Below are 19,365 nucleotides of genomic sequence, written 5' to 3'. Positions count from 1 at the left end.
TACATTCGATGCGCGAACTCGCTGCCGGACCGGATGGCCGGCCGCGCTGCGGCTGGTGTCAGGCCGCGCCGGAATTCTTCGACTATCACGACAATGAATGGGGTTATCCAGTAGGTGACGACCAGCGCCTGTTTGAGAAGCTCTGCCTTGAAAGCTTCCAATCCGGCCTCAGCTGGCGCACCATTCTGGCCAAGCGCGAGAATTTCCGCAAAGCCTTTTCCGGTTTTGATTTCAACGTGATGGCAGTCTTTTCTGAAGCGGACGTCGAGCGCCTGCTGCAAGATCCCGGTATCATCCGCCATCGCGGCAAGATCGAGGCGGTGATCAACAACGCCCGCCGCGCACAGGAGCTGGTGGACGAAGCCGGCTCGCTGGCGGCCTATGTCTGGCGGTTCGAGCCCGAGACCCCTCCTGCGCCGCAGACGGCCTCGACTTCGCCCGAGTCGGTCGCCATGTCCAAGGATCTGAAAAAGCGCGGGTGGAAATTTGTCGGCCCCACCACGGTGTTTGCCTTCATGCAGGCGATGGGGCTGGTGAATGACCACGCCACAGGCTGCGCCATGCGCGAAAAAGCGGCGCAGATGCGCCGCTCGTTCATCAAACCGGTCTGACCTCAGACCGAGGCGCGGTAGATCTTGTCGATATTGCTGCCAAGGGCCGCGTTGAACTCGGCATCCGACTGCTGTTTCGACAGCCCCTCGGTCAGCGCGCGCGAGAAAGAGGCGATCATCTTGCCGTTCTGCGCCAGCAAGTCACAGGCCTCGTCGGTCGAATAGCCGCCCGACAGCGCCACCACCCGCAGAACACGCGGATGATCGGCGGCCTCGTCATACAGGTTGGCCTTGCTGGGCAGGGTCAGCTTCAGCATGACGTCCTGCCCCTCGTCCAACTCGTCGAGGTTCTTGAGGATTTCGGCTTTCAGGATCTCTTCCGCTTCGGCCTTGGTGTCCGACTTGATGTTCACCTCGGGTTCAATGATCGGAACCATGCCGGCCGCGATCACCTCGCGGGCCACGTCGAATTGCTGTTTCACCACGGCGGCAATGCCCTCGGCATTGGCCTCGTGGATGACCGAGCGTTCCTTGGTGCCGAACACACCTTCGGCCTTGGCCAGCGTCTCGGCCAGGCCCGGGATGGGCTTCATCAGCTGCACGCCGTTGGCGGTGTCCTCCAGCCCCTTGTCGATCTTGAGGAACGGCACGATGCCTTTGACCGACCACAGGTAATCGGCCACCTTGCGACCGTCGATTTCCTCGCTCAGCGTGCGTTCGAACAGGATCGCGCCGATCACCTTGTCGCGGGTGAAGTCATCGGCCAGGATGATCCGGGCGCGCATCTTCTGGATCTCGGCAAACATTTCCTCGTCCGAGCCATAGTTGGACGGCTGCACCCCGTACAACGCCAGCGCCTTGGGCGTCGAGCCGCCGCTCTGATCCAAAGCCGCGATAAAACCCGCACCGTTGATCATCTGTTCGCGCTGTTCAGCCTTGGACATAACACTTTCCCGTTCAGTAATGATTCCGCTTTTCCAACCGCATACAGCATGGCGCGGGGCGATGATAGTTTGTTAGCGCTCAACCACACGCAGCCAAATTCCGTCGCGGGACCGGACCGTCAGATGCGCCACCGGGACCGGGGAGCGGCCCTCGACAGGTTCGAACCGGTATCGGCGCAGCAGGGTCGACAGGATCAACGGCCCCTCGACCATCGCAAACCCCGCCCCGGTACAGACGCGCGGCCCGGCCGAAAACGGGATGAAGGCCGCCCGATGGCAGGCTTTGCCGTTTTCGGTCGCCCAGCGGGACGGGTCAAAGCTGTCGGGGTCCTCCCACAACCGTTCATGTCGGTGCAGGTGCCACGGGCTGAGCACGATCTGAGCGCCCTTGGGCACGTCGCGGTCGCGGAAACGTTCGGGGCATGTGGCCTCGCGCACCATCATCGGCACCGGGGGATAGAGGCGCAGCGCCTCGCGGAACACATCCCGGCTGAGCTTGAGGCGGGACATGCTGGCAAAACTGATTTCATCCTGCGCGCGGGCTTCCTCGGCCACGCGGTCCTGCCAGTCAGGATAGGCGGCCATCAGGTACAGCGTCCATGCCAGGGCCGAGGCGCTGGTCTCGTGCCCGGCCAGAAAGAAGATGGCGACCTGGTCGATCATCTCATCGGTGTTGAAACATTGCCCGGTCAGGGGGTCGGGCGTGGTCATGATCTTGGTGGCCAGATCGTCGGGCGCGGTGCCGGCGGCGATCTGCGCGGCCCGCTCGCGGGTCAGGCGGGCGATCAAGGCGCGGATTTCAGCCGCCGCACGGCGGGTCTTGCGCGGGTGGAACCGAGGCACCCAGCCTGGCAGCGGCACGAAAGCCGCAAGGTTCAGCAAAGGTTGCTGCCGCTGATAGGCGCGGAATTTCTCGAACACCTGTGCGGCGATTTCGTGCTCGATAGGCACCGAGAACAAGGTGCGAAAGATCACGTCGGCGGCGGCATGGCTGGTGACCTCTTCGATCTCGACCGGCACGCCCGTCCTGTCGCGCAGGCGATCGGCGCAAGCCTCGGCCGAGGCCAGCATCGCGGGAAAGGTCTGTTTCAGCCGCCCGCCCTCGAAGGCCGGATCGATGATGCGGCGTTGGCGCTCCCAGGTCGCGCCGTTGGTCAGGAATACCGATTGGCCTAGCAGGGGCCGCAGGCCTTCGCTGATCCGGCCGGATTTCGGGAAATCCTGAGGACGGTGTTTCAGAACCCGGTCGATCAGCTCAGGCTGGTTGATCAGGTAGGACCGGAAGAACGGGGTGCGAAACTCGGCCATCCAGGCGCGGTACAGGCGTTGCGGCTGGGCCGACAGGATGTCGCGCCGGAACAGGCGCAGGTATTGCCACAGCGATACCTTGTCCGGTCTGGCGGGCGGTTTGGGCGGGGTCATGCGCGCACCGTTCGGTATTTGGACACTGCCCGCTCGATCCGCGATTTCGACGGCGCCCGCCCTGCGAACCTTGCGCCCAGTGTCAGCGGCCCGGCCGTGATGCGGAAATAGTCATAGTCGCTAGGCCGGTCGAACGCGCAAAGATACTGGAAATGCAGACGGAAGAACCGCCAGCGCAGCGCGGCCCAGCGTTCAGGCGACAGGGTTTGCGTGAAAGCGGCCGACAGGACCAGAGGCCAGCGTTTGCCCGGCCCGGCAACGCCACTGACCGCCACCGGATCACATAGGGCAAAGGCGCAGCCATCCCCGGGAGCCGAGACGTCGACCCATGTCAACCGCCCGGTCTGCGACAGCAACTGCAGGTCGGCCCGCAACCGGTCGGCCCGCGGCAGGAATGACACCATCGGCACCACCTGCCCCAATGTCAGGAACGACAGGACCGGGCCATCCGGCGGCACCTCGCCCCGCCGCAGCAGGTCGGCCAGAACCGAGACGCCAAGATGCGCGCCGGAACTGTGGCCTACCACCAGAACCTCATCGACGGGCGACCGCAGCGCCGCCGCGACCAAGGCGCGGAACGCGTCCAACCGTGCCTGCAACTCGGGCGGTGTTTCCCCCCGCAGCCGCGCAGAATAGGCATAGTCGTGCATCAGGTAATAGGCGAACAGGCGGTTGTCGATCTTGCGGAACCAGCGCAAGACCCACCAACCCGCCAACACGCCAAGCGCCAGGCAGAAATACATCCGCGGCGCAAAATAGGGACCGAACAGCGCGGGTCCTTCTACAGCTTCAACCAACCAATGCATCGCGGACGCGGACAACATTGCCACACCGTAGAAGACCAATCCCGCCAGCGCCAATTGCCCCAGCAACATCGCCACTGGATAGAGTGCGGCGATCACCGGCCCTTTGCGCAGGCGCATCAGCCGCCACAGCGTGCCGGTCGAGATGTAGATCCACGCCGTGCGCAGCAATTGCCAGTAGGTCGCCGGGATCGAGCTGTCCATACTGTCGCGCACGATGTCGGACCAGACCAGAACCTCGACGTCCGTTTGCACTTCGGCCCCGTCCTGCTCAGACCAGACGTGCCAGCCATAGGGGCCATCGCCCGTCTTGGCCGAGACCTCCAACCGATACCCGGAAATCGCTGACTGCGCGCGCCCCTCTTTCCGATAGAGTTCGCGATAGCGGCGGGGATGGATCGGATCATAGCCGGGGATATAGAACACCCGGCGTCGTTGTACCCCAGATTGCGGAACCTGACTGCTCATGCCTTTGCCCTTGTTGCGGGCAGGTTAGCGCAGCGATGTGGCCAAGGTAAGGCCCGATCATCGCGACCGGGCGCCGCGTCAGCCCAGAGTGGCCAATGCCGGGAACGTCTCAAGCAGCCACCAGCTGAACTCGGTGAACAGACCCGTCACCAGCATGATGCCGACGACCAGCAACAAGCCACCCATGACTTTTTCGATCGTTCCCATATGCGGTTTCAGCTTGTTCATCACCGCCATTGAACGGTTCAGGAACATCGCAGCCAGCAGGAACGGTATGCCCAGACCCGCCGCGTAGACGCCCAGCAACAGCGTGCCCCGCGCCACCGAGGCCTCGGACGCGGCCAGCGACAGAATCGCGCCAAGCTGGGGGCCGATGCAAGGGGTCCAGCCGAATGCGAAAGCCAACCCCAGGATGTAAGCCCCGAAGACCGAGCCGCCGGAGTCCCCGGTTTCGAGCCGCGCTTCGCGGTCCAGGATCGGAATTCGGAACACGTTCAGGAAATGCAGGCCGAACACGATCACCACCAGACCCGAGGCCTTGGCGAACAGTTCCTGGTTCTGCAGCACGAATGCGCCGAAGGCCGAGGCCGTGAAGCCCAGCAGCAGGAACACCGTCGACAGTCCAAGAACGAAGAACAGCGCTGACAGAGTCGCCTTGCGTCTAGCCTGCGCCTGATCCTGCATCTCGTGAATGGTCACGCCGCTCATGTAGGCCAGATAAGGCGGCACGATCGGCAACACGCAGGGCGACAGAAAACTGATCAACCCGCCGACCAGCGCGATGAACATGGCGGGCAGCAGCCCCGCGTCGATGATATCGATTCCGAACATGCCACTGCACATAGGATATCCGGTGGGGCGCGTCACGGGGCCATTCGGTCACATCCTCGTGGTTGCCGGCTGGACAGCTGTGCGCCATGCAAATATCTGAGAGCCATGACACAAGAAGCCGAAACACTGGATGCATTGGGCCTGCTGTGCCCCCTGCCCGTCCTGAAAGCCCGTAAACGGCTCAAGGCCATGCCTGCGGGCTCCCTTCTCCGGGTCCTTGCCGACGATCCGGCCGCAATCGTCGATGTGCCTCATTTCTGCTCGGAGTCCGGGCACGAGCTGATCGGGATGGAAGACGCTGCGGATCACCACGTCTATCTCATTCGGAAAAACGGCGGGACCTGAAAAAAAAGGCGGACAATACTGTCCGCCTTTGTTGTCTTATTGGCCCAGAGACCACCAACCGCGCCGTTTGGGCTTGGCCGGAGACGGCTCGGGTTCTTCCGCTACCGTCTCAAGCACCGGCTCTGCGGTGTCCTCGGCTTTTTCTTCTGTTGCCGTTTCCGGCGCTTCCACCACGGGCTCGGCATCAGGCGTTTCGACTTCTGCCGCTACCTCGGGCTCACTCGCTTCAACCGGCTCCTCAGCTTGCGCGTCGGGGGCATTGTCCTCAGCAGGAGACGCCTCATCGGCAGGCGTTTCTGCAGCCGCCTGAACCGTTTCCTCGGCTACCTCGGGTTCCGGCGCGGACGCCTCTTCAACCTCGGCCGTCTTCTTGCGGCGCGGTGCCCGACGTTTTTTGGGCTTGGCCGATTTTTCTTCGGCCTGTTCCGCTTCACCCTCGGTCACGTTTTCGGCGCCAGCTTCTGCGGTCTCAGCCGGATCGGATTCAGATTCTGCGGTCTTTTCCGTCCCGGACTCCTCGGGTTGCGCCTCGGTGGTCGCCTTGTCTTCCGCATCTTCGTCAGAACTGGTTGCCTCGGCCTGCTCGCCGTTACCGCCGTTCTTCTTGCGGCGACGCCGGCGGCGCTTGCGCTTCGGCTTAGCTTCCTCTTCCGCCAGTTCCGGCTCGACGGCGCTGTCTTCAACCTCGTCCTCGGAATCCACCAGATCCATCAGCGATGCCGTCGCGGACACCACCGGCGCAGACGCTTCGGGAACGATCCGGCTGGCCGTCTTGAACTTTTCCATCGAGAAGTCAGGGCTGACCAGATGAATGTCGCCTTCGATCCGAACCGACAGGCCATAGCGGGCCTCGATCTGCGCGATATGCTCGCGCTTCTGGTTCATCAGGAAGTTCGCAATGCTGACCGGACACCGCACCAGCACCTCGCGCGAGCGGCGGCGTGTCCCTTCCTCTTCGATCTGACGCAGGATCGACAGCGCCATGTTGTCGTCCGAGCGGATCAGACCGGTGCCATGGCAGGACGGGCAAGGCTGCGTGGTTGCCTCAAGCATTCCTGGGCGCAGGCGCTGGCGGCTCATCTCCAGCAGGCCAAAGCCCGAGATCCGTCCGACCTGAATACGGGCCCGATCGGTCTTCAGCTTGTCCTTCAGGCGCTTTTCGACCGCCAGGTTGTTCTTGCGCTCGTCCATGTCGATGAAGTCGATGACGATCAGACCGGCCAGGTCGCGCAGGCGCAGCTGGCGTGCAACTTCCTCGGCGGCTTCAAGGTTGGTCTTCAGCGCAGTTTCCTCGATCGAGCCTTCCTTGGTGGCCCGGCCCGAGTTTACGTCGATGGCAACCAACGCCTCGGTCACGCCGATCACGATATACCCGCCCGATTTCAGCTGGACCGTCGGGTTGAACATCCCCGCCAGATAGCTTTCCACCTGATAGCGCGCGAACAGCGGCAACTGATCCTCGTACCGCTTCACGTTCTTGGCGTGCGACGGCATGATCATCTTCATAAAGTCTTTGGCGATGCGGTAGCCACCTTCGCCTTCGACCAGAACCTCGTCGATGTCCCGATTGTAAAGATCACGGATCGACCGTTTGATCAGATCGCCCTCCTCGTAGATCTTCGCAGGAGCGATCGATTTGAGCGTCAGTTCGCGGATCTGCTCCCACAGGCGCTGCAGGTATTCGTAGTCGCGCTTGATCTCGGACTTGGTACGCTTGGCGCCGGCTGTACGGATGATCAGACCGGCGCCCATAGGCACGTCGATCTCGGATGCGATTTCCTTGAGCTTCTTGCGGTCCGCGGCGTTGGTGATCTTGCGGCTGATGCCGCCCCCGCGCGCGGTGTTCGGCATCAACACACAATACCGGCCGGCCAGCGACAGGTAAGTGGTCAGCGCGGCACCCTTGTTGCCACGTTCTTCCTTGACGACCTGCACCAACAGAACCTGGCGCACCTTGATGACTTCCTGAATCTTGTAGCGGCGCGGGCGTGGTTTGCGCGGAGGACGGATGTCCTCGCTGTCGTCGTCATCCGCAACCGACTCGATCGTGTCATCCTTGGCCGCCGCATCCGGCTTGGCCTCATCAGCTTCGACGTCGGTTTCGTCGGCTAGATCCGCTTCGGGCTCGTCTGCTTCGACGGGTTCCGCGTCTGCTTCGGCTTCGGCCTTTTCGTCCGCTGGTTCGTCACTCGCGTCTCCACTCGGCTCTTCGACCGGAGTTTCAGCGACCGTCTCCATCGGAGACGTGCCTTCGGGCACATCCTGATCAGCGGCGTCTTCCTCGACCAGGTCGATGGTTTCCATGCCTGTCGGCTCGGCGGATACGTCCAGCGTTTCGACCGGATCGTCCGTCTTGACCTCTGCCGCCTTCGAACGCGACCGCGAGCGGCGCTTCTTGGGCTTGGATTCTTCGGCCTCGTCCCGCGCCTTCATTGCCTCAGCGTAGGCGCGCTCTTCCTCCATCAGGGCTTCGCGGTCCGCGACCGGAATCTGGTAGTAGTCCGGATGGATTTCCGAGAACGCAAGGAAGCCATGCCGGTTCCCGCCGTAGTCAACAAAGGCCGCCTGCAGCGAAGGTTCGACGCGCGTTACTTTTGCCAGGTAGATGTTGCCAGCAAGCTGGCGTTTGTTTTCGGATTCAAAATCGAACTCCTCGACCTTGTTTCCGTCCACCACCACGACGCGGGTCTCCTCCGCGTGGGTGGCATCGATAAGCATTTTCTTTGCCATGTGTCCTTGGTGCACCGCGCCAAACGCGTTGTGCTGACCTGTCCAGGCGGACAGGCGCATCTGGGGTGGTGTCTTGTCTGGGCGATTACGGACGGCGCGCGGCAGGGATCGGCGCTGTGGCCCCCTGCCCGTATACTCAATCGTAGCGCGCGCGTCATCGCGGTTCTTCTCCGACAGGCGCGAACACGCCGCTGCCTGCCCATTATTCCTTTCGCCCGAAATTCGGGCTCAGGTTCTCTACTGCCCCGGAACGAGGCACAATCGGTCTGCTTGGCCGGGCGGGAAAGGTCACCACCTGCAGCAAAGCAGCGAAACTCAATGATTCGGGGCATTCAGGCACAAAAATGCGCCCGACCCGTCCCGGTACAATAAAAGCAGTCCTGTGGAAAACACAATGGGCAAACTGCAAAGGAGCCCGATCTACGGACAGGTCGGGCTTCCTCCGGCTTCAAATTTCCCGGGTGTACTTTGGCCGAACGGCCAAAAAGGGACTGGCCTCTCGCCTACAGATAGTCCGCCCGTTGCAACCCGTACTTGGCCATTTTTTCATTCAAAGTCCGGCGCGGCAGGCAAAGTTCCTCCATCACCGAGGCGATGGACCCCTTGTGGCGCCGCATGGTGTTGTCGATCAGCATCCGTTCGAACGCTTCAACGTATTCCTTCAGCGGCTTGCCCTCGGTGGTCATCACCGGCTGCATCTCTTCGTGATCGGACATCAACAGCGACGCGATGGTGCCCGAGCCGCGCCGCGACTGCAGAACCGCGCGTTCGGCGATGTTGATCAACTGGCGCACGTTGCCCGGCCACGGGGCCTGCAGCAGCTGCGCGGCCTCCTGGGCGCTGACTTGCGGCGCCTCACAACCATATTCCTCGGCAAACTGCTCGCTCAGCCGGGTGAACAGAGTCAAAATATCCTCGCCCCGCTGCCGCAGCGGCGGCATGGTGATCCGCAGCGCCGCCAGACGATAGAACAGATCCGGCCGCAGCACGTCCTCGCTGGTCTTGCCGGCTTCCTGCAGGTTTGAGATCGCAACGATCCGGGTCTCGGCCGGCGTTCCCTGCTCGTTCATCACGCTCAGCAACCGCGCCTGCAGCGTGTCGCTCAGCGCCTCGATATCCTCCAGCACCAGAGTGCCGCCGCGGGCTTCCTCGATGGCGGGCAGTTGCGTGTCCTCGGGCATCATGGGGCCGAACAGCCGTTTGGCCAGCGCCTCCTCTTCCAGCGCGGCACAAGAGACCAGAACGAATTTCTTGCCCGCCCGGCTGCCGACTGCATGCAGCGCGTGCGCCACCAAGGTCTTGCCGGTGCCGGTTTCGCCGTCGATCAGCACATGCCCGTCGGCCTGGCCCAAGTCGAGAATATCTTCACGCAGGCGCTCCATCACCGGGCTGGCGCCGATCAGCTTGTTCATGATCTGCGTGCCGCCCGACAGCTCGCGCCGCAGGGCGCGGTTGTCCAGCGTCAGACGCCGAGCGTTGCTGGCGCGTTTGGCCAGTTCCGACATCCGATCGGGGTTGAACGGCTTTTCCAGAAAGTCGAACGCCCCCACCCGCATCGCTTCGACCGCCATTGGCACGTCGCCGTGACCGGTAATCATGATCACCGGCAAGGTGCTGTCGGCACCCATCAGCTTTTTCAAAAGCTGAATACCATCCATGCCGGGCATCTTGATGTCCGAGATCACGATCCCCGGGTAATCCGGCCCCAGAACCTTGAGCGCATCCTCGGCGCTTGCAAAGGTTTCGGTGTCATAGCCGGACAGCGCCAACCATTGGCTGATCGACTGGCGCATGTCCTGTTCATCATCCACGATGGCAATTTTCATGGCCTGTGCCATAGGTACGTCCTCGTTATTCTGCGGCCTCAAGGCCGTCATGTCCCAAAATGGGCAGTTGCATCTCGAATACCGCGCCGCCGTTCTGGCCGTTGCGCGCAGTCAGCCGTCCGCCATGGTCGTTCACGATCCCGGACGAGATGGCAAGACCCAAGCCGACCCCATCTCCGGGTCGCTTGGTGGTGTAGAACGGCTCAAACAGGTTCTCGATATCCTCGATCCCGTGGCCATTGTCGCGCACCGCCAGCACGGCGGTTTCGCCTGCGGCCAGAATGATCTCGACCTCCGGCTCTGCAACAGATTTGGTGGCGTCGAGCGCGTTTCGCAACAGGTTGACCATAACCTGTTCGATCCTCATCCGATCTCCCATCACGATCACCGGCTCTTCGGGCAGGATCTGGGTGATCTTGACCTGCCTCTGGCGCAGCTGCGGTTCCATCATCGACAGGGATGAGGCCAACGCCTCCCCAAGATTTACGGGCGAAAACGCGTCCGCGCCCTTTCGGGCATAAGACTTGAGCTGCCGCGTGATCGCGCCCATCCGCTCGATCAGACCGTCGATCCGACCAAAGCTGGCCAGCGCCTCTTCGGGGCGGTTTCGGCGCAGCAGTAGCCGCGCGCCCGCCAGATAGGTCTTCATCGCCGCCAACGGCTGGTTCAACTCGTGACTGACGGCCGCCGACATCTCGCCCAAGGCTGCCAGCTTCGAGCTTTGGGCCAGCGTCTGTTCCGCCACTTCCAGCGTCTTTTCAACCCGTTCGCGTTCGGCGATTTCGCGCTGCAGCCTTGCGTTCAATGCGCGAAGCTCCGCCGACTCGCGTTGGAACAGCGCCATGCGGAACGTGGCCCTGCGGCTCAGTGCATAGAAGGTCAGCGCAAGAAGAATCGCAAACCCCATGATCTCGAGCGCCAGCACGCTGTTCACCTTTTCGCGGATCGAGGAATAGGTCGTGAACGAAGTCATCTTCCAACCGCGGAACGGGATGCGGGTCTCCATGCGCATCACGGCCTCGCCCGCAACATAGGCGTCCGGCGGCAAGGCCGTCCAATCGGTAGTCGCCCGAATTGCGCGCTGGATGGCACCCTGCGGATGCTGCCGCAACAAAGCCTCAGTCTCGTTCAGGCCGCGCCACTGGGGTTCGGTCGACAGAATGATCGTTCCGGTGCTGTCGGTCACCATGACCGCGTCCGAGATCCCGGCCCATGCGTTCTCGAACTTGCGCAGATCAACCTCGACCACAATCACGCCCAGAATTTCCGACCCGGCCTCAATCCTGCGGGAATAGAGAAAGCCATAACTGCCGGTCTCGCGGGCAATCTCGGAAAAGATCGTCGCGTTCGACCTGACGGCATTCACGAAATACGGGTCACTTCGATGGGACTCGCCCAGTCGATTGCGGTCTGTTGCGGCAACGACCCGACCATCCCGATCCAGCAGCATCAGCGACGCAGCCCCGATTTCCTCAACAAAGGACAGAAGTCGCTGCGTCGACAGGGAAAAATCGGCTGACTGCAAGGCCGAAATCAAAGTCGGGTCCCGGGCCAGCAATTGTGGAACGATGGCGTTTCGACGCAATTCGCTCAGCAGGTTGCCGGAATAGAGCGCCAGACGCAGTTCAGCCCTGTTTCGGGTCGATTCCGTGAACCGATTGGTCAGCAGGCTGTTGGTGACCCAGACCGTCGCCGCAGCAGCAACCAGCAACACGAACACAGCCAGCCGCAGGCGCCACCCCAAAGGGGCACCGCGGCCAAATAGATTTGTCCAGCCTGATTGCGCGTCGGAACTCATGCACCGAAGCTACGCTTCCGCGCCCACGACCTCAAGTCACGCAGGTGTCAGCACACCCGACAATGCGCGGAAGAGCGCCACTCCGTCGGTGCCGCCATGGGCCTCGTCCGCCGCCCGCTCGGGGTGGGGCATCATGCCCAGCACGCGCCGGTTGTGCGACAGGATCCCGGCAATATCCCCGCGCGAGCCGTTGGGGTTGTCGGTGTAGCTGAAGGCGATCCGATCCTCGTCCTGCAGGCGGGCGATGGTTTCGTCATCAGCGAAGTAGTTGCCATCGTGATGCGCGATCGGAATCTGAATCACGTCTCCGGCGTTGTAGCCCTGAGTAAAGGCGCTGTCGCTGGTCGCAACTTTCAGCCCGACGGTTCGACAGATGTATTTCAGGCCGGCATTGCGCAGCAGCGCGCCCGGCAGGATGCCGGTCTCGGTCAGGATCTGGAACCCGTTGCAGATGCCGATGGCATAGCCGCCTCGTTCGGTGTGCTCGACCACTGCCTTGCAAATCGGAGACTGCGCAGCAATCGCACCGCAGCGCAGGTAATCGCCGTAGGAAAACCCGCCCGGCACGCCCACGATATCCACGCCCTGCGGCAGTTGGGCATCCTTGTGCCAGACCATGTCGACCTGAAATCCGGCCTGCTCAAAGGCGACGGCAAGATCCCGGTCACAGTTAGACCCCGGAAAAACGACAACCGCTGCGCGCATGGGAAACCCTCCTTGGGGATGACGGTCAGAGAACTCAGACCAGTTCGATCTCGTAACGCTCGATGACCGTGTTGGCCAACAGCTTCTCGCACATTTCGGCCACATCGGCCTTGGTCGCGCCATCGGCCAGTTCCAGGTCAATCACCTTGCCCTGCCGCACGCCCTGCACCTTGTCAAAACCCAGTGCGCCCAATGCGTGGCGCACAGCCTCGCCTTGAGGGTCCAGAACCCCGTTCTTGAGCATTACGTGCACCCGTGCCTTCATCGTCGCAACTCCACCTGTGGCCCGCCGCGCCGGGGCCTGTTCCGTTGCGCGGGGGATAGCGCGACTGACCGCGCAGAACAAGCCTTTGTGATGCGGTCGAATGACCGCAGGCGGTTCATCTTGAGGAAATCAATTGCCTGCGCTGCCGGTCAGGCTGGGATAATGTGCATCAACCGCGTTGAAGATGCCGGTCAGAACCATCTCGACGGCCACGGCAACCAGCAGGATCGCCATGATCCGGGTCAGCACATTGATCATCGTCTCACCCACAAGACGCGAGATGCTGTCAGCAAACAACAGGCCGAGCCCGACGATGAAACAGGCGATCAGGATCGCCGAGCCAAGGGTCACAAGTTCGGCCCCATCCGACAGTTGATGCGAGAACACGATCGTCACGGCAATCGTGCCCGGGCCAATCGTCAACGGGATCGCCAGTGGAACAACGGCAAAGTTCAACTTGCGCGCGTGACCATCGACCACGGCCGCCTGATCGCCCGGCGCCCGGTCTTGCGCGTTCAGCATCGACATGCCGATCCCGAAGATAATCAGCCCGCCGGCCACGCGAAACGAAGGAACGTCGATCCCGAAGACAGCCAACACCTCTTCACCTATAGCGACCGAGATCAGTGCGATCACCGTCACCGAGGCCATCACGATCATCGCTACCCTGCGCCGTTCGGCAGGTGTGCAGTCGCGCGTCATGCTCAGGAAAATCGGGATGTTGTAGAGCGGGTTGAATATGGCCAGCACGGCAGCCAGAAACTTCAGGAAAACCGCTTGATCGAACAACGCGCTCATTCAGTGTGCCACCTTGGTTAGCGGACCGGGTTGGTCGGTCAACCCGAAGATGCGTGACGGGGGCCTGACCTGTCAAACCCGCAATGAAAAATGCGCCGCCCCCGAACAGGAGCAGCGCATCCTTGTTAGGCCCTGCCAGTCGGCGCGATCAGTTGATCAGGGTGGGCTTGCTCACGTTGCTTTTCGGCAGAACGCCCAGGCGACGAGCGACCTCGGAATAGGCATCGGTCAAGCTGCCCAGATCGCGGCGGAACACGTCCTTGTCCAGTTTCTGGCCTGTCTCGATGTCCCACAGGCGGCAGCTGTCCGGGCTGATCTCATCAGCGACGATCAGGCGCTGGAAGTCACCCTCGTAGACACGGCCGATCTCGATCTTGAAGTCGACCAGACGGATACCGACGGCTAGCATCACGCCGCTCATGAAGTCGTTCACCCGCAGCGCCAGGCTGAGGATGTCGTCCATGTCCTGCTGGCTGGCCCAGCCGAAGGCGGCGATGTGCTCCTCGGTCACCAGTGGATCACCCAGCGAGTCGTCCTTGTAGCAGTATTCCACGATCGGACGCGGCAACTGCGTGCCCTCGGCGATGCCCAGCCGTTTCGACAGCGACCCGGCGGCATAGTTGCGGACGATCACCTCAAGCGGGATGATCTCGCAGCTGCGAACCAGCTGTTCGCGCATGTTCAGGCGGCGGATGAAATGGGTCGGCACGCCGATCTGGTTCAGACCGGTCATGAAGAATTCGCTCAGGCGGTTGTTCAGAACACCCTTGCCGTCGATCACGTCTTTCTTTTCCGCGTTGAACGCGGTGGCGTCATCTTTGAAATACTGAACGATCGTGCCCGGTTCCGGGCCTTCGTACAGGATCTTGGCCTTGCCTTCGTAAATCTTCTTGCGACGCGCCATGTGCGACCTTTCCAGGCTGGGGCGAGGGAATGAGTCCCATCGCGTTGGCGCTCTCATAGTGCAAGCCCCCCTTTCCCGCAAGTTCATGCATCCGAGAGGCTTTGACGCAGCGCAAATACCTTGCGCCCGGCAGCGCGTATGGTCATATCATCAGGAAACACACTTTTACTTGAAGAGGCCCAACACCCATGACCACGTTCGACGAACGCGAAAACGCCTTTGAAGCAAAATTCGCCCATGACGAAGAAATGCAGTTCAAGGCGCAAGCCCGTTGCAACAAGCTGCTGGGCCTGTGGGCTGCGGAAAAAATGGGCAAAAGCGGCGACGAGGCCGCCGAGTATGCAAAATCCGTCGTGATCGCCGATTTCGAAGAGGCCGGCCACGAAGACGTGGTGCGCAAAGTCGCCGCCGATCTGGGCGATCTGTCCAGCCCCGAGGAAATCCGCGCCAAGATGGCGGAACTGCTGCCAGTGGCCAAAGCTCAGGTGATGAGCGAAGCCAACTGAGGCATGCCGCCCACCTCATGATCTTCATGAGTATTATGAATTTGATTTGACGTCCCGGTCATGCGACACGGGGCGTCTAAATTTTTGGCCCTCGGGGCCACAACTCCGGACATCTCCAATGACCAACGCGCTGACCAGACTGCTGGAAACGAAGGACGCCATTCTTGCTGACGGCGCCACCGGAACGAACCTGTTCAACATGGGGCTGCAATCGGGTGACGCGCCCGAGCTGTGGAACACCGACCAGCCGGACAAGATCCGCGCCCTGTATCGGGGGTCGGTGGATGCGGGCAGTGACCTGTTCCTGACCAATACATTCGGGGGAACGGCTGCACGTCTGAAGCTGCACGACGCCCACACCCGCGTGGCCGAGTTGAACCGCATTGGCGCCGAACTGGCACGCGAGGTGGCGGATGCCGCCGGGCGCCCGGTGGTGGTTGCCGGGTCGGTCGGCCCGACCGGGGAAATCCTGGAACCCGTGGGCAGCCTTACCCATGCCGAGGCGGTCGAGATGTTCCACGAACAGGCCGAGGCGCTGAAAGAAGGCGGCGTGGATGTTCTGTGGCTGGAGACGATCAGCGCGCCGGAGGAATTCCGCGCCGCGGCCGAGGCCTTTGCCCTGGCAGACATGCCCTGGTGCGGCACCATGAGCTTTGACACCGCCGGGCGCACCATGATGGGCGTCACCTCGGCCGATCTGGCGCAGTTGGTCGAAACCCTGCCCAACCCGCCGATCGCCTTTGGCGCCAACTGCGGCACCGGCGCATCCGACATCCTGCGCACGGTTTTGGGATTTGTCGCACAGGGGACCGAACGCCCCCTGATCTCCAAGGGCAATGCTGGCATTCCGAAATATGTCGACGGCCACATCCACTATGACGGCACGCCCGAACTGATGGGTCGCTACGCGGCCATGGCGCGGGATTCAGGTGCGACCATCATCGGCGGTTGCTGCGGAACCATGCCAGCGCACCTGCGAGAGATGCGCAAGGCACTGGACACTGAACCCCGTGGCGCCCGTCCGTCGCTCGAGCAAATTACTGCAGTCCTTGGGCCTTTCTCGTCGGCCAGTGACGGAACCGGGGACGAGGTGATGCCCAAACGGCGCGCGCGCCGCCGCCGCCGGGCCTGATGTTCAGCGCCCCTCGAACCGGGGGGCGCGTTTTTCCAGAAATGCCACCACGCCTTCGGCGAAGTCGCGGGTGCGACCACATTCCCCCTGCAGGTGCGCCTCGGTCGCCAGTTGTTGCGGCAATGTGTTTTCGTAGGTGCCTCTCATCGCCTTTTTGATCGCGGCAAAGCCCGCAGTCGGCCCTTTGGCCAGGTACTCGGCGCGCTTGCGCCAATGCGAGGCGAATTCATCGTCGGCAACCGCCTCGTAGATCATGCCCCATTGGTCGGCCTGACGCGCAGAAATCTTGTCGGCGAACAGGGCCGCACCCATGGCTTTGGCCAGCCCCATCTGGCGCGGCATGAACCACGTCCCGCCGGCGTCCGGCAAAAGACCGATCCGGGCAAAGGCCTGCAGGAAATAGGCGCTTTCGGTCGCAATGACCACATCGGCACAAAGGGCAAGGTTGGCCCCTGCCCCCGCCGCGGGACCGTTCACGGCCGCGATCGTCGGCACCGGACAATCATGAACAGCTTCCAGCATCGGTTCATATTCGTCGCGCAGCGCGCGTTCCAAATCGATCTTGCCAGTGCTGGACGCATCGCCCAGATCCTGGCCGGAGCAAAAGGCCGGACCCGCGCCCGTCAGAACGATTGCACGCGCGTCATGAGCGGCTTTTTTCATCGCATGGGTAATCTCGGCGCGCATTTTCGTTGTAAGCGCGTTCATCTTGTCCGGCCGGTTCAGCGTGACCACAGCCAAACCGTCCGTGATGTCCAAAAGCACCGTTTCGTATTCCATGAAGTCCTCACATGCGCAGAATTTCCCGAACCCTGACGCAAATGCCGCGCAAGGGAAAGGCAAACCGCACGTCAGTCTTCAAGAATCCGGCGCAGGCGCTCTTTCTCGTCGTCACTCAATCCGTCTACGGCGGAGGTCTCCTCAACCCGCGCACGACCGCGCAGGAAGTTCCAACCCAGACCCGCCGCAATCAACAGCATGGCCGGCCCTGCCAGCCACAACAGAAGGTTCGCCCCCGTGGTCGTGGGTTTGAGCAGCACGTATTCTCCGTAGCGGTCGACGATATAGGCAACCGCTTCTTCATCGGTGTCGCCCGCGACAAGCCGTTCGCGCAGCAAAATGCGCAGGTCACGGGCCAGTTCCGCGTTGCTTTCGTCGATGCTTTCGTTTCTACAGACCAGACAACGCAGGCCCGTACTGATGTCTCGTGCTCGGGCTTCAAGCACCGGATCATCCAGCACCTCATCCGGCTGGACCGCCATCAGCGGCGATGCCAGCAACAACAGCAAAACGATCAGACGTTTCATTCTGCTGGCACCCCGCCTGCCGGAGCCTTGCGCGCGCCTGCGGCCACCCGGAAGCGGCGGTCGGACAAGCTGAACAATCCGCCCAGAGCCATCAGTATGCAGCCTCCCCAAATCCAATTCGCAAGAGGTTTTATGTAGGTACGCATGACCCAGCCGCCATCGTCCTGCTGGTCCCCGATGACCACGTAGACATCACGCAGAAAACGGTAGTCAATCGCGGCCTCGGTCGTGGGCATGGCGGCCACCGGATAGGTCCGTTTTTCCGGGTTCAGCGTAGCAATCTCTCGACCATCTTTTTGAACCTGCACATCGGCCATGGTGGAGAAATAGTTCGGTCCCTCAACTTCGCGCACGCCGTCCAAAGTGAACGAGAAACCGCCCACGTCGAAGGTTTCCCCGATACGCGCAACACGGATGTCCTCGACCTCCCAGGCGGTCAGGCCGGCAATCGCAAAGATCGTGACCCCCAGACCGGTATGGGCGATTGCCTTGCCCCAATCCGCACCCGGCAGACGCATCAGACGCCGGAAGCCGCCGGTGCGGCCCGTGCGGCTCCACAGATCGACCGCGGCGCCGAAGGTGATCCATGCGCCAAGGAACAAACCAACCGGCCCGAGCGCGCTGCGGCCCGTCTGCAGCACCCAAACCAGTACGGCCAGCGAAACGGCCAGAACAAACGCATAGCGCAGCTGCCATGCGACGCGGCCCAGCCTGCCGCGCTTCCACGGCAGCATCGAGCCCAGCGGCAATGCAATGCCCAGCACCACCATGAACGGCGTAAAGGCCGCGTTGAAGAACGGTGCCCCGACCGAAAGCTTTCGGTCGAACATCATCTCAGCCACCATCGGCCACAGGGTCCCGAAGAACACGACAAAACTGCTGACAGCCAGCAGGATATTGTTTAGCACCAATGCGCTTTCACGGCTGACCATTCCGAACAGCCCCTTGGCCTCCATCGCCTGCGCCCTGGCGGCGAACAGGATCAGCGCTCCGCCGATGAACGCCACCAGAATGAACAGGATGAACACACCACGCTCAGGATCGTTTGCGAAGGCGTGAACCGACGTCAGAAGGCCTGAGCGAACGATGAACGTTCCGATCAGCGAAAAGCCAAACGCAACGATCGCCAGCAGAATGGTCCAGCTTTTCAAGGCTTCGCGCTTTTCGACCACGATGGCCGAGTGCAACAGGGCGGCGGCCAGGAGCCACGGCATGAAAGACGCGTTTTCCACAGGATCCCAGAACCAGAACCCGCCCCAACCCAGTTCGTAATAGGCCCACCAGGATCCCAACGCGATGCCGATGGTCAGGAATATCCACGCTGCCAGGGTCCACGGTCGAACCCAACGACCCCACGCCGCGTCCACCCGCCCCTCGATCAGGGCAGCGACAGCAAAGCTGAATGCCATGCTCAGGCCCACATATCCAAGGTACAGAAACGGCGGATGGAAAGCCAAACCGGGATCCTGCAGCAAGGGGTTTAGATCGCGGCCGTCAAACGGCGCCACGGGAAGCCTGTCAAACGGGTTCGACGTAAACAGGATGAAGGCGTAGAACGCCACCCCGATTGCGGCCTGCATCGCCAAGACACGGGCCTTGAGCGTGGGTGGCAAACCCTGGCCGAAAAGTGCGGCCGTTGCGCCAAAAAGCGCCACGATCAGCACCCACAACAGCATCGAGCCTTCGTGGTTTCCCCAGGTTCCGCTGATCTTATACAGCATCGGCTTCAGGGAGTGGCTGTTTTCCACCACGATACGCAGCGAGAAATCCGAGGTCGCAAAGGCCCACACCAGCGCAGCGAAGGCAAATCCTGTCAGAAGACATTGAGCAATAGCCGCGGGCTCCGAGAACAGCATCCATGACGGCCAGCGTTTTGCGGCGCCGATCAATGGCACGACTGTCTGAACTATGGCCACCATGAAGGCCAGGATGAGGGCGAAATGTCCAAGCTCGGTAATCATGGGCTCGGGTATAATCCCGCGCCCGGGCAAGCGCCAATCACTTTCGCCGCAATCAGGCGCACATAGTGT

18 protein-coding genes are annotated in these 19,365 nt (G+C 62.0%); 4 read left to right on the top strand and 14 right to left on the bottom strand.

Annotated elements, in window-relative coordinates; translation table 11 throughout:
* Nucleotides 1-8 precede the first annotated feature (8 nt).
* Nucleotides 9-611 carry a DNA-3-methyladenine glycosylase I gene (locus tag ACR0CU_RS05105; RefSeq protein ID WP_170445800.1) on the top strand — a complete coding sequence of 201 codons (603 nt, stop codon included), beginning with the start codon at nt 9-11 and terminating at the stop codon, nt 609-611.
* Nucleotides 612-613: 2 nt separating this feature from the next.
* Here ACR0CU_RS05105 and ACR0CU_RS05100 read toward each other — a convergent pair whose 3' ends face one another.
* From ACR0CU_RS05100 to ACR0CU_RS05085, 4 genes are all read right to left on the bottom strand, one after another.
* A complete protein-coding gene (locus ACR0CU_RS05100) occupies nt 614-1,495 on the bottom strand; it encodes a fructose bisphosphate aldolase (protein WP_170445796.1) in 882 nt (293 codons plus the stop codon).
* 72 nt (nt 1,496-1,567) lie between these two features.
* Nucleotides 1,568-2,917 carry a cytochrome P450 gene (locus tag ACR0CU_RS05095; protein WP_170445792.1) on the bottom strand — a complete coding sequence of 450 codons (1,350 nt, stop codon included), beginning with the start codon at nt 2,915-2,917 and terminating at the stop codon, nt 1,568-1,570.
* Complete coding sequence (locus ACR0CU_RS05090) at nt 2,914-4,188, bottom strand: hypothetical protein (RefSeq protein WP_170445789.1); 1,275 nt, start codon at nt 4,186-4,188, stop codon at nt 2,914-2,916. Before ACR0CU_RS05090 ends, ACR0CU_RS05095 begins: the two co-directional genes overlap by 4 nt.
* A 78-nt stretch (nt 4,189-4,266) precedes the next feature.
* Nucleotides 4,267-5,019: a cytochrome c biogenesis CcdA family protein gene (locus ACR0CU_RS05085; RefSeq protein ID WP_170338729.1), complete on the bottom strand. Its 753-nt coding sequence runs from the start codon at nt 5,017-5,019 to the stop codon at nt 4,267-4,269.
* Nucleotides 5,020-5,124: 105 nt separating this feature from the next.
* Between ACR0CU_RS05085 and ACR0CU_RS05080 the strand changes: the two genes are divergently transcribed.
* Complete coding sequence (locus ACR0CU_RS05080; protein WP_170445785.1) at nt 5,125-5,364, top strand: sulfurtransferase TusA family protein; 240 nt, start codon at nt 5,125-5,127, stop codon at nt 5,362-5,364.
* A 36-nt stretch (nt 5,365-5,400) separates the two neighbouring features.
* Here the strand turns inward: ACR0CU_RS05080 and ACR0CU_RS05075 are convergent, their stop codons facing one another.
* The 7 genes from ACR0CU_RS05075 to purC all read right to left on the bottom strand — a co-directional run bounded on the left by ACR0CU_RS05075 (nt 5,401) and on the right by purC (nt 14,390).
* Nucleotides 5,401-8,094: an Rne/Rng family ribonuclease gene (locus ACR0CU_RS05075; protein ID WP_170445781.1), complete on the bottom strand. Its 2,694-nt coding sequence runs from the start codon at nt 8,092-8,094 to the stop codon at nt 5,401-5,403.
* 503 nt (nt 8,095-8,597) lie between these two features.
* Nucleotides 8,598-9,932, bottom strand: a complete 1,335-nt coding sequence (locus ACR0CU_RS05070; RefSeq protein WP_093961984.1) for a sigma-54-dependent transcriptional regulator — start codon at nt 9,930-9,932, stop codon at nt 8,598-8,600.
* A 13-nt stretch (nt 9,933-9,945) separates the two neighbouring features.
* Complete coding sequence (locus ACR0CU_RS05065) at nt 9,946-11,718, bottom strand: sensor histidine kinase (protein WP_093961983.1); 1,773 nt, start codon at nt 11,716-11,718, stop codon at nt 9,946-9,948.
* A 36-nt stretch (nt 11,719-11,754) separates the two neighbouring features.
* Nucleotides 11,755-12,423, bottom strand: coding sequence for a phosphoribosylformylglycinamidine synthase subunit PurQ (gene purQ, locus ACR0CU_RS05060; RefSeq protein WP_170363525.1), 669 nt, complete (start codon nt 12,421-12,423; stop codon nt 11,755-11,757).
* Nucleotides 12,424-12,457: 34 nt separating this feature from the next.
* A complete protein-coding gene (gene purS, locus ACR0CU_RS05055; protein ID WP_170339320.1) occupies nt 12,458-12,688 on the bottom strand; it encodes a phosphoribosylformylglycinamidine synthase subunit PurS in 231 nt (76 codons plus the stop codon).
* Nucleotides 12,689-12,817: 129 nt separating this feature from the next.
* Entirely contained in the window at nt 12,818-13,486 is a 669-nt protein-coding gene (locus ACR0CU_RS05050) for a MarC family protein (protein ID WP_170363526.1), read from the bottom strand.
* 148 nt (nt 13,487-13,634) lie between these two features.
* Complete coding sequence (gene purC, locus ACR0CU_RS05045; protein ID WP_170357710.1) at nt 13,635-14,390, bottom strand: phosphoribosylaminoimidazolesuccinocarboxamide synthase; 756 nt, start codon at nt 14,388-14,390, stop codon at nt 13,635-13,637.
* Nucleotides 14,391-14,578: 188 nt separating this feature from the next.
* Between purC and ACR0CU_RS05040 the strand changes: the two genes are divergently transcribed.
* Together ACR0CU_RS05040 and bmt are read left to right on the top strand one after the other, a co-directional pair.
* A complete protein-coding gene (locus tag ACR0CU_RS05040; protein ID WP_170403268.1) occupies nt 14,579-14,896 on the top strand; it encodes a DUF1476 domain-containing protein in 318 nt (105 codons plus the stop codon).
* Nucleotides 14,897-15,014: 118 nt separating this feature from the next.
* Complete coding sequence (bmt, locus tag ACR0CU_RS05035; RefSeq protein WP_480642574.1) at nt 15,015-16,028, top strand: betaine--homocysteine S-methyltransferase; 1,014 nt, start codon at nt 15,015-15,017, stop codon at nt 16,026-16,028.
* Nucleotides 16,029-16,031: 3 nt separating this feature from the next.
* Here bmt and ACR0CU_RS05030 read toward each other — a convergent pair whose 3' ends face one another.
* From ACR0CU_RS05030 to ACR0CU_RS05020, 3 genes are all read right to left on the bottom strand, one after another.
* Nucleotides 16,032-16,808 (bottom strand): enoyl-CoA hydratase-related protein, encoded by a 777-nt coding sequence (locus ACR0CU_RS05030; protein WP_170445772.1) that lies wholly within the window; start codon nt 16,806-16,808, stop codon nt 16,032-16,034.
* 71 nt (nt 16,809-16,879) lie between these two features.
* Nucleotides 16,880-17,335, bottom strand: a complete 456-nt coding sequence (locus tag ACR0CU_RS05025; protein WP_170371123.1) for a cytochrome c-type biogenesis protein — start codon at nt 17,333-17,335, stop codon at nt 16,880-16,882.
* Nucleotides 17,332-19,296: a heme lyase CcmF/NrfE family subunit gene (locus ACR0CU_RS05020; protein WP_170445769.1), complete on the bottom strand. Its 1,965-nt coding sequence runs from the start codon at nt 19,294-19,296 to the stop codon at nt 17,332-17,334. The genes ACR0CU_RS05025 and ACR0CU_RS05020 overlap by 4 nt, the downstream gene beginning before the upstream one ends.
* Nucleotides 19,297-19,365: the final 69 nt, after the last annotated feature.

It is taken from the genome of Ruegeria sp. BC2 (assembly GCF_056539245.1).
This window is presented reverse-complemented; position numbering and strand designations above follow the sequence as displayed.